Genomic DNA, 16,088 nt, shown 5'->3' on the forward strand with positions numbered 1-16,088 from the left:
CCCCCCCCCCCCCCCCCCCCCCCCCCCCCCCCCCCGGAAGGCGCAGGATCATCCCGATCATCGGCGGAACGGTTACCGGAGAGCGGCTGTCGGGACGCATTCTGAACGGCGGGGCTGACTGACAGACGGTCTTTGCCGACGGGTCGGCCGAACTCGATGCGCGCTACATGATCGAGACCCATGACGGGGCGGTCATCGATATTCGCGACTTCGGCTATCGGCGCGGTCCGGCCGATGTGATCGCGCAGCTTGCGCGCGGCGAGGAGGTCGATCCCTCGCTCTATTACATGCGCACCACGCCGCAATTCGAGACCGGAGATCCGCGCTATGCCTGGCTCAATTATACGTTGGTGGTCGGCACGGGCGGGCGGCAGAAGGCGTCGGTGACGCTGACCTTTTACGAGGTTTTGTGAGGGAAGTGGGGCGCTTTCGGGAGACGTTTCGGGGAGCGCCCCGCGGATCTTCGCGAGCTTGGGGCTCAGCTCTTGGTCTTGATGCCGAGTACCGTATAGAGTGGGCACCAGCCTATCAAGGCGGTGACGAGCGGCACGACGCCGATCCAGCCCACCCATTTCCAGGCGATATCGGCCGAGCCGGCCAGCGCAAAGTCGATGAGCGTGATGTCCACGATGACGCGGTCCGCCGATCCCATATTCGCGGAAATTCCTGCCGTGCTTTCAAACTCCTCCTTAGCCGCACGCCAGAATACTGCGACGGCGGCTGTTTGCGGACGCTTTTTCTGCGTCGGAACATGTGGGTTAGATAGGGGATGCGGTTAGGTGGTGCTCCGCACCATATAGATGAATTCGAATTTTATAATATGAAATCGATACACCTGGAACAGGTTAAAACGTTCATTTTGAAGGAGATTACAATTCTTCTCGAATCCCGTTCGAATTTCCCTCGGCGATGATGAAATTTCTAGCAGGCGTCAAATCGCGCGAAACGCGACGTCGCCTGTGCCATTTCAGAAGCTTGTGCGGGGATAAATCGGAGCCCAATTCTTCCCCTACGTTTACCATTGCGCATAATTGTTACATGGAATAACAATATTGGGACGACGGGCGGGAGGAGCCGGATCCGTCGATATATGGACGCCAAGCAGGGAGGGCGACGTGTCCAGGGCATTTCAAGCCATTGCCGAGCCGGAATTCCGGCTCGATGCCTATCGCGCTGTCGATCTGGCCGTATCCGGAAAAGCTGACTGAGCGGCTCGATCATTGGGCCGAAATCGCACCCGATCGCACTTTCATCGTGATGCGCGACAAGGCGCAGGCCGGGGCGTGGCGCGAGGTGTCCTATGCCGAGACGCGCGCCGTGGTGCGGCGCATCGCGTAAGGGCTGATCAACCGTAATTTAAGTGCCGATCGGCCGGTCGCTATCCTGTCCGGCAACGATATCGAGCATGCGCTGCTCGGGCTCGCCTGCCTTTATGCCGGGGTGCCTTACGCGCCGATTTTTCCTTCCTATTCAACGTTTTCGACCGATCACGCGAGGCTGCGCCATATCATCAATCTGCTGACGCCGGGGCTCGTCTTCGCTGCCTATGGGACGCGGTTTGCCGGTGCGATCGAGGCCGTGGTGCCGCCGGATGCGGAGGTGGTCGTCACCGAAAATCCGCAGCGCGGTCGCGAGACTACGCTGTTCGCAGCACTCACCGAAACTTCCGAGAGTGCAGCCGTCGATGCCACGCATGCGGTGGTCGGACTCGATACGATCGCCAAGTTCCTGTTCACCTCCGGTTCCACCGGGTTGCCGAAAGGCGTCATCAACACCCAGCGCGTGCTCACCTCCAATCAGGTGATGCTGAATACGGTTCTGGCCTTTCTGAAGGGCGAGCCGCTCGTCATCGTCGACTGGCTGCCCTGGAACCACACCTTCGGCGGCAATCACAATGTGGGGCTGGTGCTGTTCAACGGCGGCACGGCTCTATATCGACGAAGGCAAGCCGATGCCCGGCGGCATCGAGGAAACAGTCCGCAACCTGCGCGAGATCTCGCCCCACGGTCTATTTCAACGTGCCGAAGGGCTACGAGGCGCTGGTGCCGTACCTGGAGGCGGAGCCGGATCTGAGGGAGAAATTCTTCGCCCGACTGAAGCTCAATTTTTTTGCCGGTGCCCGGCTTTCCGAGCCGGTGTGGAATGCGCTCGATGAAATCGCGATTGCTGCCGCGAGACGGGCAAGAAGATCGTCATGCTGACGGGGCTTGGAGCAACGGAAAGCGCGCCGTTTGCGCTGTCGTGCTCGCCGGAGACGACAGCGTCGGGCCGTGTCGGCATGCTTGTGCCGGGGCTGGAACTGAAGCTTGCCCCTGTTAACGGCAAGCTGGAGGCCCGGCTCAAGGGCCCCAACATCACGTCCGGCTACTGGCGCGATACCGTCAACACAACCAAGGCCTTCGATGAGGAAGGCTTCTACAGGCTGGGCGATGCGCTGAAATTCGTCGACCCGGCGCGCCCCGATCTGGGCTTCTTCTTCGATGGTCGCGTGGCGGAGGAATTCAAGCTGGCGATCGGCACGTGGGTCAGCGTGGGGCCGCTGCGAGCGAACTTTCTCAATCACTTTTCCCCTTATGCGCGCGACGTGGTGATCGCCGGGCTCAACCGGGATGGCGTGACCGCGATGGTCTTTCCCGATCTCGAGGCCTGTCGGCGTCTGGCGAGCGATCTGGGGCGCGATGCGAGCGCGGCGGATGTCCTGCGCCATCCGCATCTATGATCGGAATTCACATTCCTGCTGAAGGCCATGGTGGCAGAGGCGACGGGCTTGTCTAACCGGATCAAGCGACTGATGACCTGGAGGAGTCGCCGTTCATCGATGCGGGCGAGGTGACCGACAAGGGGTTCGATCAATCAGCGCGCTGTTCTGGCGACACGCACGGCGCTGGTGGAGGAGCTCTACGAGGAGCCATGCCCGGCGCATTTAATCGAGATCGGGTGAGGGGGGAGAGATCGGCGGTTTTCCGAATGTTGTCATCCCCGCGAAGGCGGGGATCCAGCATTCCAGAGACGGGTCAGTTGTGCACGATAACCGCTCCCTGTGGTTACTGGATTCCCGCCTGCGCGGGGATGATAATCGAGGGGAGGGCGAGGTCCCCTTCCCGAAGCGACATTCGAGTTAGGACGACCGGCACGGAAAGCCGGAGAGTTTGAGGAGATACCGATGGCCGCAGGCTTTTGTCCCACCTTTTCCGATGCCTGGCTGCTTGACGGGGCGCGCACGCCGTTTGTCGACTATAACGGCGCGCTGGGGCTGATCTCGCCGATCGATCTCGGCATCAAGGCGGGCCGGGCAGCTCTTAAGAAGAGCGGCATCGATTCGGCCGATAGTCGGCACGGTCGTTTGCGGCAATATGGCTCAGGCGAGCTATGACGTCTACATGCTGCCGCGCCATGTGGGGCTTTATTCCGGCGTGCCGCAGGACGTGCCCGCCCATCTGGTGCAGCGCGTGTGCGGTACCGGGATCGAGGTGGTGATGCAGGCCGCCGATACCGTCTCGCTGGGTCGGGCCAATGCCGCCTTGTGCGTGGGCGCGGAATCGATGAGTCGCAATCCGATTGCCGACTATACTCATTACGGCGGCTTCCGCATGGGTCAGGTGGAGTTCAAGGACTTCCTGTGGGAGGCGTTGCTCGATCCCTCCTGCTCCTGCACCATGGGAGATACGGCGGAAAATCTCACCAAGCGCTACCAGATCACCCGTGAGGAGGTGGATCGCTTCGCCGCGCGCTCGTTCAAGCGGGCGGTTGCTGCACGCGACGCCGGTTTCTTCGATGGCGAGATCGTCCCGGTGGCCTCGGAGCTCTTCGCGCTGGAAGGCTACAATGATCGCGGCATCAAGCTGCCGCGCAAGGTCGAGGCGGTGGAGGGCGACAGCCATGTCCGTCCTTCGCCGCTGGAGGTGTTGACCAAGATCCGTTTGGCCTTCGGGGGCGTGCAGACGGGCGGCAATTCGTCGGCCGTGGTCGACGGGGCCGCGGGCACGATCGTGTGTTCGGGCGATTATGCGAAGAAGGCCGGCAAGGTGTCGTTGGCGCGAATCGTCGCCGGGGTCTCGGTCGGCGTGCCGCCGGAGATCATGGACATCGGTCTGGCGCCCGCCATCTCGCGGCTGTCGGAACTTACCGGCGTGCCGATCTCCGAGATCGACCGGATCGAGATCAACGAGACCTTCGGTGCGCAGATTCTCGCTTGCATCCGGGAACTGGGGCTCGATGAGGACTGCGTCAACGTCAATGGCGGGGCGATTGCCATAGGCCATCCGCTGGGGGCGGCGGGCGTTCGCCTGTCGCTCACCGTGGCGCGCGAGCTGAAGCGCTACGGCGTGGCCTCGGCCTGCATCGGCGGCGGGCAGGGGATCGCGCTTCTGGTCGAGAACACGGCGGCGGTGAACTGATTGCCGCTTGCCCGAAGCGTGCCGCGCCCTGACACTGCGCATCCAACGTGGGAGGACACATTGCATGCGTATCGAGGGTGGGTGCCATTGCGGTGCAATTACCTTTGAAGTGGACGTGGATCCGGAGAAGGTCTACGTCTGCAACTGCACCGACTGTCAGGTCCTGAGCGGATCGCCCTACCGGATCGTCGTGCCGGCGGAGGTAGCGAAGGTGCGGCTTTCGGCTAAGCCGAAGATCTACATGAAAACTGCGCAGAGCGGGCGATCGCGGCAGCAGGCCTTCTGTGCCGATTGCGGCACGCCGATCTATTCGCGCGGTGTGGGCGAGGACGAGGGTCGGCTGGCTCTTCGCTGGGGCACCATCAGGCAGTGCGAGGAACTCAAACCCGTGCGTCGGGCCCGGTGTCGCTCCTCCCCGTCATGGATTGGCGAGGTGAACGATCTTCCCGCAAGCGAGACCGCGTGAGCGCGACGTGTCGCGAAGGATCTGACAGGGCCGGATACGAAAACGGGCGCCTTAGGCGTCTATTGTTTCTCATTCCATCGATGCCTTCGCGGCCTTAAGCGGTCTGCGGCATCGGGCGGATGAATTCCATCAACACCCGATAGGGCACCAGCAGCGTCAGGGACACGGTCATCTTGACCGAGAAGTCGCCGATCGCCCAGAAGATCCAGCGCGGGGCCTCAAGCAAGAAAAGGCCCAGGAGCGGCGCCTGACCGGCGGCGAAAGCGTCGCCATGGCCGAGGAAGGCGAAGGCCACGCCGAAAAACACCACCGTATCCAGGATCGAGCCGAGCAGGGAGGAGGTTAACGGCGCCTTCCACCAGCTCAAACGGCGCAGCCGGTCGAAAACGAAGATGTCCAGCATCTGCGCCACCAGGAAGGCGGACCCGGACGCCAGCGCAATGCGCGGATCCGACAGCGCCACCGACAGGATGACCGCCACGCAGAAACCGACGAACACGATCCGGCGCGCAGCCGAAGGCCTGAAACGGCGGTTGGTGAGATCGGTCACCAGGAAGGCGGCCGGATAGGTAAAGGCGCCCCAGGTCAGCAGATCAGCCAGGTCGTAGCTGCCGATCGTCACCTGGAAGGGATACTGGACTAGGATGTTGGAGGCGGCACGACAACGGCCATCGCTGCGACGTCGAGCGCCAGGAAGCGGGCCGAGAAAGGTTGTGTCGGGGACATGGGAGCCTACCTTCGTCAGAACACACAGATACAGTGGGCGCCCTGACAAGAAGGCGCCCGCCGTATCGCGAATCCTAGAATTCAAGCCGGAAATGTAAGCCGAGCAACGTCGCGTGATGCGCCGTCGGCATCCGGGCTCAGGCCGAGGCAGCCTGCTGCTTGCGCTTGATCTCGCGCTTTAGCTGAGCGGCCTTCAGCGACAGAGCTTCGGTCTTGGCCTTGCCCAGGAACGCGTCGAGACCGCCGCGATGCTCCACCGAACGCAGTGCGTGAGCGGAAATACGCAGGCTGAACGAACGACCGAGCGTGTCGCTGATGAGCGTGACGTTGCACAGGTTCGGCAAGAAGCGGCGACGCGACCTGTTGTTCGCGTGGCTGACATTGTTGCCGGTCAACACGCCCTTGCCGGTGAGTTCGCACCGTCGGGCCATGGGAACACCCTTTCTTAATTAACGCTCGAAGTCGCCTGCGCGACTCACAAACACCTCGTCGAGGCCGAAGAATGCAGCCGATGGTCCAGGCCCCGGAGTGGTCGCTCTCGTCCATAGTGGACGAGTGGAGTGAGTGGTAAAAGGCAGAGGTCCACCCCGCCGGGAACTCTCCTCAAGAGTAGTGAGGTCCCCCCGTGGCGTCAAGGCCGAATGAGCGAGAGAGGCGGATTCCGACATTCGGGCGTTTCTTCTCGTCTTGTTAAGGTTCCAGTTACCATGATGCGAAACAATCGTCCCTTCACGGATTGCGTCCCTGATGGCTCATGGGACTCGCCTTTGTGGTTAATGGCTATTCCGTAAATTTCGCGGAACGGGTACTCTGAACAGACGCCCCTTCCGTTCGGAGGTTTCGAGCGTGTTCAGGAAGTTCGGTCGGTTTCCTTTCCTCGGTGTTGCGAGCGCACTGCCGGGGCTTGTCTGCGTGCTCGGGCTCTGGATGGTGCTGGGAACGCCAGCCGATGTCGCGCCGCGCGGAACCCGGCTTGGCGCGATCTACGACATTTACTTTTCCGGTCTGAACCTTTGCCAAGGGGACGCTGTCGGTGGACCTCAATGGCAATGCCTACGATGCGCGGGTGGGCTTCCGCACGTCGGGCATCGTCAGGCTTTTCGTGGCCTTCAAATCGAATGCGGAGAGCAAAGGGCAGCTGAACGGCGCCCACGTGATTCCGACCAAATATTCCATGATCGCGGAGGAGGCGGAGGTATCCTCGCGGGTGTCCATGGACATGGGACGCGGGCGGGTGTGCGATTTCGCGGTGATCCCGCATCTGAAAAAGCGGCCCGATCGCATTCCCGTCACCCAGCCCCATCGTTCCGACGTGGTCGATCATCTGTCGGCGGCATTGATGCCGATGGCGCGCGGGCGGGGCGAGCTGTCGGCCGATGCCTGCGACCGGCGGATTCCGATCTTCGACGGTTGGCAGCGCTATGACGTGCAGCTCTCCTACCGGCGCATCGAGAACGTGTCCGGGCACGGCTATGACGGGCCGGTGGTGGTGTGCGGTGCGCGCTAGATCCCGGTCGCCGGGCATCGTCCGAACAAGCGTTCGGTTCAGTACATGGCCGCGAACAAGCATATCGAGATCTGGCTGGCGCCCGTTGCCGATACCACGTTGCTCGTGCCTTATCGCATTTCACTCAGGACCATGAGCGGCGATATCGTGGTGAGTGCGCGTCAGTTGACGATGCGCGAACGCGAACGCCAGCAGTCAGTGCGCTGAAGAATCGCAGGGACGGCCGCGCCCACACGTATGCCGCGTCCTTCCACGCCTTTGTTTCACGCGACGTTACGGAACTTGAATCCCGTTCTTAATCGTTTCACGCACTTGCCTTACCTGGTCGCTTGACAGATATGGATAGTGCGGCCAGTGTTGCGCCGCGTTGAGGTGCCTGCCCTCGATCGCATATGTCGGCCGAAGACGGGCATCGGCATGTGCCGCAAAGTGCTGACCTTCCACGAGCGGAAAATGTGATGCGTAGCTATCTGGAATTCGAAAAACCGGTCGCCGATCTCGAAGGTAAGGTCCAGGAGTTACGCACGATGAGCGGAAATGACGCCGCCGTCGATGTGGATGAAGAAATTTCCCATCTTGAGTCGAAGGCCAACCAGGCACTCAAGGACATCTACGCCAAGCTGACCCCCTGGCAGAAGGCATTGGTCGCGCGTCATCCCGACAGGTCGCATGCCGCGGACTACATTGACCATCTGATCGAGGACTTCACGCCGCTGGCGGGTGATCGCAAGTATGCCGAGGATGCGGCGGTAGTGACCGGCATCGGCCGGTTCCGCGGGCGGCGGGTGGCCATCATCGGTCAGGAAAAGGGCCACGACACGCAGTCGCGGCTGAAGCACAATTTCGGCATGGCGCGGCCGGAAGGCTACCGCAAGGCGGTGCGCATCATGGAAATGGCCGACCGGTTCGGCCTGTCCGTCATCTCCTTCGTCGATACTGCCGGCGCCTATCCCGGCATCGGCGCGGAGGAACGCGGCCAGGCGGAGGCGATCGCGCGTTCCACCGAGGCATGCTTGAAGCTCGGCGTTCCCAATGCGGCGCTGATCATCGGTGAGGGCGGCTCGGGCGGAGCCATCGCCATCGCCACGGCCAACCGCGTCATCATGATGGAACATTCCATCTACTCGGTGATCTCGCCGGAAGGGGCGGCCTCGATCCTGTGGCGCGACAGCGCGCGGGCTCAGGATGCTGCGGCCAACATGAAGATCACCGCCCAGGACCTCAGCAAGCTGGGCGTCATCGACGAGATCGTGCCCGAGCCCATGGGCGGCGCCCATCGCGACCCGGAAAAGGCGATCGGCAGTGCGGGCGATGCGCTTGAGCGCGCGCTTGGCGCATTCGACGGCCAGTCGGCCGATGCGGTCCGCCGCCAGCGTCACGAAAAGTTCCTGGTTATCGGCCGGAACCTCTGAACCGTCATCATATCGCCGGATTCAAATTCGATTGAGCTTGCATGGCGGGTTGTGCCTTGCGGGACGGGAGCGCGTGCGTCTACGTTTCCGGTGCCGCTGGGATGCCGCAAGGCGAGGAGAAGGGCCGTTTTATCCGGGATTTCCGTCGGTTGCGGAAAGTCGGATATGGCGTCGTCGACGGGAGCGGACTAATTTTCCCGGGCCTGTAAACCTTTGCGAAAGGTTAACGGAATACATTTTACCTGTTCCCGCAGTGCCGCCGCAGCGATGAACGCGCGGCGCGACGGCCTGCCTGAGGCAGGACGTGGGTGCCGGAATTGGGGACCGGCAGACGAGCGGTGAACGGTCAGCATGGACGGGGCCTGCAGCCTGAAGAGCGCGGGCGTCGGCGAGTATTGAGGTGGACACATGTCTGCTTGTGACGGGTTTCGCAAGGCTGGCGCACAGGGTCTGCACCGCGCGCGGAATCACGATCTGAATCGCGCCTTGAGCGGGCATGCGCATTTCGCCATCTGCCGGTTTCGCGACCGGATCAGATCGGTTGCGCGCTGGGGCCTGATCGCGGCAGGGCTTGTGGCGCTGGCGGGCTGCCAGGCGGATGAACTCGGCTACGGCGCCAAGGCGGAACGCCCTCTTTCCCATGCGATCAAGGCCGAGATGCAGGCCAAGAACATGAAGGCGTCCGGCCCGATATTGGTTCGCCTTTTCAAGGAAGAATCGAAACTGGAAGTGTGGAAGCAAACCAAGACCGGCCGCTACGCGCTGTTGAAGGGCTACGATATCTGCAAGTGGTCGGGAAAGCTCGGCCCAAAGAAGAAGGAAGGCGACCGTCAGGCGCCGGAGGGCTTCTATACGATCCGCCCGGCGCAGATGAACCCGAATTCCTCCTATCACCTGTCCTTCAACACCGGCTTTCCCAATGCCTATGACCGTTCGCTCGGGCGCACCGGCTCCAATCTGATGGTGCACGGGGCGTGTTCGTCGCGCGGCTGCTACGCCATGACCGACGAACAGATCCAGGAGATCTATTCGCTGGCGCGCGAGGCGTTTCGCGGCGGTCAGCGGGACTTTCAGCTCGAGGCCTTTCCCTTCCGCATGACGGCGGAGAACATGGCCAAGCACGCCAACGACGAGAACATGCCCTTCTGGCGCGTGCTGAAGCGCGGATACGACCACTTCGCGATCACCCATATTCCGCCCAAGGTCGACGTGTGTGACCGGCGTTATGTGTTCGATGCCCAGCCGGAGGAAAGCGACGCCCGTTTCGATGCCACCCGTGCCTGCCCGGCCTATGAGGTGCCGGAGCCGCTGCGCGTGGCGGTGGCGGCCAAGGAAAAGGCCGACGACCAGAAGATGGCGGAAATCGTTGCCCAGCTTGCGGCGCGGCGCGGGCGCGAGGAAGAGTGGAAGGACGGCGACACGTCGATCGCCAAGTTGTTCGGTCCGGGTAACGAGGCCGGTGAGGAAGCGCGCGGAGAAAAGGTCGATACGACCGGGTCCGTGCTTTCCTACGCGACGCCCGACGGCACACCCGCACCGGGCGCCCCGGTGCCTGCGGGCAATCCGCAGCGGGTGAGCAGTTCCAAGGCTGATGAGGGCAGCGGGTTCTTCTCCAATCTCTTCATGGGCAAGGATCGTGCGGCATCTCCTGTGGCGCCTGCTTCCGAGCGCCCCGAGGGGGCTCAGATGCCGAAGGCCGCGGTCGGGCCCGGTGCAGGACAACGAAGCGGTCGCGCAAGCGAATGCCGACGCCACTCCGACGGCCCTTGCCCAAGAAAGCGGAGACCGGCGAGGAGACGAAGGACAGTGCCGAGGAAGGCACCGGCTCCAAGGTCTCCAAAATGGTTTCGCGCTGGTTCAGCTTCGGCAAATCCGCCGATTGAGGTGGTGCGCGTTGTTCTGATTTTTTTTGAGGATTTCTTGCGTTCGGGGCGTGGTGTGGGGCCTTTGGGGCCCGGCTGCGAGCGGCTTGGTATCGGTTTTGGTGGGGCCCATCCCCGCGACTTTTCGCATTCTGTTGCTTGAGGGCATGTCCCCGAGCTCCACGCCGCCACGATCCCCCATTCCTGCCCTCAACCCACGAATTTCCCTCTCATACACTTTCTCAGTTGCAAACGATTTGCATTTGCAATTTAATGTCATTGCCATAATGTAAAGTGATTCTAATTTGCATGAATTGGCCCCCGATTTCCCGCGGCGGGCGAGATCGGAGGATGAATGATCGAGTTGTCAGACCCGAAGCGATGGAGTGCTGTGTTGGGCATTGCTGTCGGACTTGTAGCCGCGATCGGGATGGGCAGCGCGGCTGAGGCGAAGCTGAAGGTCGCGACCAGATTCACCATTCTGGCCGACATGGCGCGCAACGTGGCCGGCGATCACGCCGAGGTCGTCTCGATCACCAAACCCGGCGCCGAGATCCACAATTACCAACCCACGCCCGGCGATATCCTGCGCGCGCAAGGGGCCGATCTGATCCTCTATAACGGGCTCAATCTGGAACTGTGGTTCGACAAGTTCTTCAACAATCTCTCCGGTGTCGAGAAGGTCGTGCTGAGCGAGAGCGTGGAGCCGATGTCGATCGGCGAGGGGCCCTATGAGAGCAAGCCTAATCCGCACGCCTAGATGTCGCCGTCCGACGGCGTGATCTACGTGGAAAATATCCGCAAAGCTTTGGTGAAGGCCGACCCGGACAATGCGGATGCCTACAACGCCAATACCGTGGCCTATACGGCGAAGATCGAGGACCTGACCAAGCCGCTGCGCGAGGAGCTTGCCGCCATTCCGGAAGAAAAGCGCTGGCTGGTGACGAGCGAAGGGGCCTTTTCCTATCTGGCGTGAGATTTCGATCTCAAGGAAATCTATCTCTGGCCGATCAACGCCGATCAGCAGGGCACGCCCCAGCAGGTGCGCAAGGTTATCGATGCGGTGCGTGACCACAAGATACCGTCGTCTTTTCCGAAAGCACGATCTCGCCGAAGCCCGCCCAGCAGGTTGCAGGTGAAACCGGTGCGGCCTATGGCGGCGTTCTCTACGTCGACAGTCTGAGCGAGGCTGACGGGCCGGTACCCACCACCTATCTCGATCTGATCAAGGTTACGGCCGGGACGATCGCCAAGGGGCTGACAACAACGGTTGCGGCGAACGGAGAAAGTGCGCAGTGACAAAATCGCAGGCAACTCTTGCCGGCGTCGAAATGAGCAAGGCCACGCCTTCGGGCGACGGCCTCGCCGTGTCGGACGTGACGGTGATCTATCGAAACGGGCATACGGCGCTGGTCGATGCCAGCTTCACCATTCCGCGCGGGTCGATTACCGCGCTCGTCGGCGTCAACGGGTCCGGCAAGTCCACGTTGTTCAAGGCGATCATGGGGTTCGTGCCGCTGGCGGCGGGAACGGTCGATATTCTCGGCATTTCGGGCGCCCGCGCCCAGCGCCGGAATCTCGTTGCCTATGTGCCGCAAAGCGAGGACGTGGACTGGAACTTCTCCGTGCTGGTGGAAGACGTAGTGATGATGGGGCGCTATGGCCACATGAACTGGCTGCGCATTCCCACCCGCCGCGATCACGAGATGGTCGAGGCCGCGGTTGAGCGCGTCAACATGGCTGAGTTTCGCAAGCGCCAGATCGGCGAATTGTCGGGCGGCCAGAAGAAGCGCGTCTTTCTCGCCCGCGCGCTTGCCCAGGAGGGCGAGGTGATACTGCTCGACGAGCCGTTCACCGACGTCGACGTCACCACCGAGGCGCAGATCATCGAGTTGCTGAAGTCCCTGCGCGACGAGGGCAAGGTGATGCTCGTTTCCACGTACAATCTCGGTTCGGTGCCGGAATTCTGCGACCGCGCGGTGCTGATCAATCGCACCATTCTCACCTCCGGTCCGATTGCCGACGTCTTCACCCGCGCCAATCTGGAGCGCGCTTTCGGCGGGATCTTGCGCGAATTCACGCTGGGCGGTGCCGCTCTTCACGATGATGACGATCCGCGCCGTCTCTCCGTCTTCACCGATGACGAGCGTCCGGTAGTCATGTACGGCGACGACACCGGACGTCTGCGTACGATGGCGGAGGCGGATGAAGCCCGAAGCCAGGACGCGCGCGAAGGGGAGCATCAGCGATGACGACGGCGCTCGAACCTTTCGCTTACGGTTACATGGTCAACGCCATGTGGGTTTCCGCTCTGGTCGGCGGAACGTGTGCGTTTCTTTCCGCCTATCTCATGCTGAAGGGCTGGTCGCTGCTCGGCGATGCGTTGTCGCATTCCATCGTTCCGGGTGTCGCGGGGGCCTACATGCTGGGGCTGCCCTTTTCCATCGGCGGGTTTCTGGCGGGCGGTCTGGCGGCGGGTGCGATGCTGTTCTTCAACCAGCGCACCAAGCTGAAGGAAGATGCGATCATTGGGCTGATCTTCACCTCCTTCTTCGGGCTTGACCTGTTCATGGTTTTGCTGTCGCCGACATCGGTGAACGTGCAGACCATCGTTCTCGGCAACATTCTGGTGATTACGCCGAGCGATACGCTGCAGATTGCCGTCATTGTGGGCGTGACGCTCACCGTGCTGCTGGCAAACTGAAAGGAGCTGATGCTGACCTTCTTCGATGAGGCGCATGCGCGCTCCATCGGCTTGAAGTCGGAGGTGCTGAAGGTCGTTTTTTTCACGTTGCTGGCCGCCTCCACGGTGGCGGCGCTGCAAACGGTCGACGCGTTTCTCGTCATCGCCATGGTGGTGACGCCGGGGGCGACGGCCTATCTGCTGTGCGATCGCTTTCCCCGCCTCATCATCACGAGCGTTGCCATCGGCACGGTGACGAGCTTTCTCGGCGCCTATGCGAGCTATTTTCTCGACGGCGCGACCGGCGGCATCATTGTCGTGGCGCAGACGCCGATCTCCTGATCATCTTCATTTTTGCGCCCAAGCACGGGATGCTGGCCAGCTGGGCGCAGGCCCGTGCGGCATTGAGGGAGGAGCGGCCGGACGCTCTTACAAGCGAGCCGGAGGCTGCGGAATGAGCGAGACGCTTTCCATGACTGCAATGCCGTTCCTCTTCCCCTTCATGCAGAAGGCCTTCGCGATCTCGCATGCGGTTCTGCCGGGCATCGTTCTGGTCTATGTCGCCGATCTGCCGTTGGCGGTGGGCGCTTTCGGGGCGGGCATGACCTGCGCGCTTGCCTCCGGGTTTCTGAAGGAAAACAGCCAAATCAAGGAAGACACGGTGATGGGCGTCGTCTTCTCCGGCATGTTCGGGCTAGGGCTCGTTCTCTATGTTTCAATCCGGACCGACGTGCACCTCGATCACATCCTCTTTGGCGACATGCTGGGCGTGACCTTGGGGCTATGTTTCGACGAGCGGGTTGATCTCACTGGCGATCGTCGCCGCGCTGAAGGCGGTGGGGATCATCCTAGCGATTGCCGTTCTGGTGGCGCCGGGGGCGATCGCCTATCTCATTGCCCACAACTTCGCGCAGATGATGGCGATTTCGGTGCTGGTCGCCGTCGGCTCCACCATCACCGGCATCTATGCCAGCTTCTTCCTCGATAGTGCGTCTGCGCCGACCATTGTGCTGACCATGACGGCGGTGTTCATCGTCACCTTCGTGAGCGTGCAGGTGAGGGCGCGGACGCGGTAGAGGGAAACGGAGGCGCTTGCGCGCCGTCTTCCTCTACTTCCCCTCACAACGGCCAGAACACCAGGATCGCCGGAACGCCCGTCGCGACGATGAGGATTTCCAGCGGCAGGCCCATGCGCCAGTAATCGGAAAAGGCATAGCCGCCGGGGCCGAGAATGAGCGTGTTGTTCTTGTGCCCGATGGGAGTGAGGAAGGCACATGAAGAGGCCACCGCCATCAGGAACGGGTCCGGACTGACGTTCAGGCTGTGCGCAATGTCGATGGCGATGGGGACGCCGATCACCGCGGTGGCGGTGTTGTTGAGCACGTCCGACAGGGTCATGATCACTACCATCAGCACGAACAGAACGGTGGCGGCGGGAAGGCCGTGGGTGAGATCGACAATGCCTTCCGCGATCAACGTCGTGCTGCCGGAATCTTCCAGCGCCACGCCGAGCGGGATCATCGAGCCGAGCAGCACGACGACCGGCCATTCGATGTGATCGTAGACCTCGCAGATGGGCACGATATCCGTTGCCACGTAGAGAGCGACGACGACGCCGAGCGCGATGGGAAGCGGCACGACCGCGAAGCTGGCGGCAACGAGGGCGAGGGCGAAGATCGCCACGGTGAGGGCGGCGCGGTTGTGCTGGGTGACGTTGACGCCGCGCGCGGCCAGCGGCAGGGCGCCGAGCCAGCGGGTGATGTCGGCCAGACGATCGGCCGCGCCGTAAAGAAGCAGGATGTCGCCGGCGTGGATGGTGAGGCGGTCGAGATGCTGGTAGAAGCGCTGGCCGTGACGCGAAACGCTGAGCAGCCCCACGCCCTGGCGGTGCAGAAGCTGCACGCCGAGCACGGAGCGGCCTTCCAGGCGGTTGTCGCGTGGCACCACCACCTCCGCCAGTCCCATGCCTTCGCCGGTGGTCGATCCGGTGCGCTTTTCGCCCGCGACCTCCAGCTTGGCGAGCCCGCGGAACTTGTCGAGTCCCTCCGGTCCCGCCTCCACGATCAGCACGTCGCCGGGGCGGATTTCCAGATGGCGGTTGGAGGCGGAAAACCGCGTCTTGCCGCGCGCCAGGTCGATCACGGCGACGTCGGCCTCGTCCGTTTCCTTGTCGATCTCGCCGAGCTTTCTGCCGGCAAGCTTGGAATCCTCGCCCACCACCAGTTCGGCGATGTAGTCCTCCAGATCGAACAGGCTTTCCTCACCGCCGCCGGTGCGCACGCGGGCGGGCAGCACCGCCAGCCGATGAAGGTGACGAACAGCACGCCGATGCCCGCACAGACGAGCCCCACGGGCGCGAAATCGAACATGCGGAAGGGGGCATCGAGCGTGCGCGCGCGGATCTGCGAGATGATGATGTTGGGGGGGGCGTGCCGATCAGCGTGACCATGCCGCCGAGGATCGTCGCGAATGCCAGCGGCATCAGCGTCAGGCCCGGCCCGCGCCGCCCGGCCTTGTGTGCGGCCTGCATGTCGACGGGCATCAGGAGCGCCAGGGCGGCCACATTGTTCATGAAGGCCGACAGCACCGAGCTGATGCCGCCCATCATCGCGATATGGGTTCCAAGCCCCCGCCCCGCGCCGGAGACCTGACGGGTGATGATGTCGACCGTGCCGGAATTCACAAATCCGCGCGAGACGACCAGCACCAGCGCGACGATGATCGTGGCCTCGTTGCCGAAGCCGGCGAAAGCCTCTTCAACCGGCACTGCGCCTGCGAGAACGCCGATGAGAAGGGCTGCAAAAGCGATGAGATCGTAGCGTCAGCGGCCCCACAGCATCATCGCGAAAACGCAGAAGAAAATGGCGAACAGAACGATCTGATCAAAGGTCATGAGGGGCCTGTAGCCGGTAACGAGAGATGCACGATAGTGGATATGCGATGTGCGAGAAACCGGCATCAGCGCCGGGCGACCTGTCGATAAGTCGGATCGAGGGCGTTTGGTTCCGAAAGGATGGGCCACGTGTTCCGACCCG

At 62.4% G+C, this 16,088-nt stretch carries 16 protein-coding genes and 6 pseudogenes; 16 read left to right on the forward strand and 6 right to left on the reverse strand.

Annotated features, from left to right (window positions below; genetic code table 11):
- Nucleotides 1-413: pseudogene (locus tag QNJ43_RS13180) on the forward strand (DUF3237 family protein); the annotation flags it as partial.
- Nucleotides 414-478: 65 nt separating this feature from the next.
- On the opposite strand, the gene QNJ43_RS13185 reads toward QNJ43_RS13180, so the two are convergent.
- Complete coding sequence (locus QNJ43_RS13185; protein WP_346432977.1) at nt 479-652, reverse strand: DUF2892 domain-containing protein; 174 nt, start codon at nt 650-652, stop codon at nt 479-481.
- Nucleotides 653-1,161: 509 nt separating this feature from the next.
- On the opposite strand from QNJ43_RS13185, the gene QNJ43_RS13190 reads away from it, so the two are divergent.
- The 7 genes from QNJ43_RS13190 (at nt 1,162) to QNJ43_RS13220 (ending at nt 4,863) form a co-directional block, all read left to right on the forward strand.
- Entirely contained in the window at nt 1,162-1,338 is a 177-nt protein-coding gene (locus tag QNJ43_RS13190) for a hypothetical protein (RefSeq protein WP_300470687.1), read from the forward strand.
- A 60-nt stretch (nt 1,339-1,398) separates the two neighbouring features.
- Nucleotides 1,399-2,073, forward strand: coding sequence for an AMP-binding protein (locus QNJ43_RS13195; RefSeq protein ID WP_300470821.1), 675 nt, complete (start codon nt 1,399-1,401; stop codon nt 2,071-2,073).
- Nucleotides 2,043-2,201 carry a hypothetical protein gene (locus QNJ43_RS13200; protein WP_300470689.1) on the forward strand — a complete coding sequence of 53 codons (159 nt, stop codon included), beginning with the start codon at nt 2,043-2,045 and terminating at the stop codon, nt 2,199-2,201. The genes QNJ43_RS13195 and QNJ43_RS13200 overlap by 31 nt, the downstream gene beginning before the upstream one ends.
- Nucleotides 2,195-2,719: an AMP-binding protein gene (locus tag QNJ43_RS13205; protein WP_300470691.1), complete on the forward strand. Its 525-nt coding sequence runs from the start codon at nt 2,195-2,197 to the stop codon at nt 2,717-2,719. Before QNJ43_RS13200 ends, QNJ43_RS13205 begins: the two co-directional genes overlap by 7 nt.
- Before the next feature lie 444 nt (nt 2,720-3,163).
- Nucleotides 3,164-3,373, forward strand: coding sequence for a hypothetical protein (locus QNJ43_RS13210; RefSeq protein WP_300470693.1), 210 nt, complete (start codon nt 3,164-3,166; stop codon nt 3,371-3,373).
- A complete protein-coding gene (locus QNJ43_RS13215; RefSeq protein WP_300470695.1) occupies nt 3,354-4,397 on the forward strand; it encodes a thiolase family protein in 1,044 nt (347 codons plus the stop codon). Before QNJ43_RS13210 ends, QNJ43_RS13215 begins: the two co-directional genes overlap by 20 nt.
- Before the next feature lie 64 nt (nt 4,398-4,461).
- A complete protein-coding gene (locus QNJ43_RS13220; RefSeq protein WP_300470698.1) occupies nt 4,462-4,863 on the forward strand; it encodes a GFA family protein in 402 nt (133 codons plus the stop codon).
- Between the two features lie 94 nt (nt 4,864-4,957).
- On the opposite strand, the pseudogene QNJ43_RS13225 reads toward QNJ43_RS13220, so the two are convergent.
- Nucleotides 4,958-5,535 (reverse strand): annotated as a pseudogene (locus tag QNJ43_RS13225) (VUT family protein).
- Nucleotides 5,536-5,726: 191 nt separating this feature from the next.
- Nucleotides 5,727-6,020 (reverse strand): 50S ribosomal protein L28, encoded by a 294-nt coding sequence (rpmB, locus tag QNJ43_RS13230; protein WP_300470700.1) that lies wholly within the window; start codon nt 6,018-6,020, stop codon nt 5,727-5,729.
- A gap of 593 nt (nt 6,021-6,613) precedes the next feature.
- On the opposite strand from rpmB, the pseudogene QNJ43_RS13235 reads away from it, so the two are divergent.
- The 8 genes and pseudogenes from QNJ43_RS13235 to QNJ43_RS13270 all read left to right on the forward strand — a co-directional run.
- Nucleotides 6,614-7,096: pseudogene (locus tag QNJ43_RS13235) on the forward strand (DUF3108 domain-containing protein); the annotation flags it as partial.
- Nucleotides 7,097-7,141: 45 nt separating this feature from the next.
- Nucleotides 7,142-7,303: a hypothetical protein gene (locus QNJ43_RS13240; RefSeq protein ID WP_300470702.1), complete on the forward strand. Its 162-nt coding sequence runs from the start codon at nt 7,142-7,144 to the stop codon at nt 7,301-7,303.
- A gap of 251 nt (nt 7,304-7,554) precedes the next feature.
- The gene (locus tag QNJ43_RS13245; RefSeq protein WP_300470705.1) at nt 7,555-8,508 is read left to right on the forward strand and encodes an acetyl-CoA carboxylase carboxyltransferase subunit alpha; all 954 of its coding nucleotides are present in this window, start codon (nt 7,555-7,557) and stop codon (nt 8,506-8,508) included.
- 486 nt (nt 8,509-8,994) lie between these two features.
- Nucleotides 8,995-10,533, forward strand: a complete 1,539-nt coding sequence (locus QNJ43_RS13250) for a murein L,D-transpeptidase family protein (protein ID WP_300470707.1) — start codon at nt 8,995-8,997, stop codon at nt 10,531-10,533.
- A 267-nt stretch (nt 10,534-10,800) separates the two neighbouring features.
- Nucleotides 10,801-11,669 (forward strand): annotated as a pseudogene (locus tag QNJ43_RS13255) (metal ABC transporter substrate-binding protein).
- A 32-nt stretch (nt 11,670-11,701) separates the two neighbouring features.
- The gene (locus tag QNJ43_RS13260) at nt 11,702-12,622 is read left to right on the forward strand and encodes a manganese/iron ABC transporter ATP-binding protein (protein ID WP_300470709.1); all 921 of its coding nucleotides are present in this window, start codon (nt 11,702-11,704) and stop codon (nt 12,620-12,622) included.
- A pseudogene (locus QNJ43_RS13265) lies at nt 12,619-13,511 on the forward strand (metal ABC transporter permease). Before QNJ43_RS13260 ends, QNJ43_RS13265 begins: the two are co-directional and overlap by 4 nt.
- Nucleotides 13,512-13,525: 14 nt before the next feature.
- Nucleotides 13,526-14,129: pseudogene (locus tag QNJ43_RS13270) on the forward strand (metal ABC transporter permease).
- Nucleotides 14,130-14,172: 43 nt separating this feature from the next.
- Here QNJ43_RS13270 and QNJ43_RS13275 read toward each other — a convergent pair.
- Genes QNJ43_RS13275 through QNJ43_RS27195 form a run of 3 tightly spaced genes read right to left on the reverse strand, consistent with a single transcriptional unit; the run spans nt 14,173 to nt 16,012 of the window.
- Nucleotides 14,173-15,348 carry an SLC13 family permease gene (locus tag QNJ43_RS13275; RefSeq protein WP_346432978.1) on the reverse strand — a complete coding sequence of 392 codons (1,176 nt, stop codon included), beginning with the start codon at nt 15,346-15,348 and terminating at the stop codon, nt 14,173-14,175.
- Complete coding sequence (locus QNJ43_RS27190; RefSeq protein ID WP_346432979.1) at nt 15,314-15,820, reverse strand: SLC13 family permease; 507 nt, start codon at nt 15,818-15,820, stop codon at nt 15,314-15,316. Before QNJ43_RS27190 ends, QNJ43_RS13275 begins: the two co-directional genes overlap by 35 nt.
- A gap of 54 nt (nt 15,821-15,874) precedes the next feature.
- A complete protein-coding gene (locus tag QNJ43_RS27195) occupies nt 15,875-16,012 on the reverse strand; it encodes a hypothetical protein (RefSeq protein ID WP_346432980.1) in 138 nt (45 codons plus the stop codon).
- Between the last annotated feature and the right edge of the window lie 76 nt (nt 16,013-16,088).

This window comes from Breoghania sp. (genome assembly GCF_030066895.1).
GTDB lineage: Bacteria > Pseudomonadota > Alphaproteobacteria > Rhizobiales > Stappiaceae > Breoghania.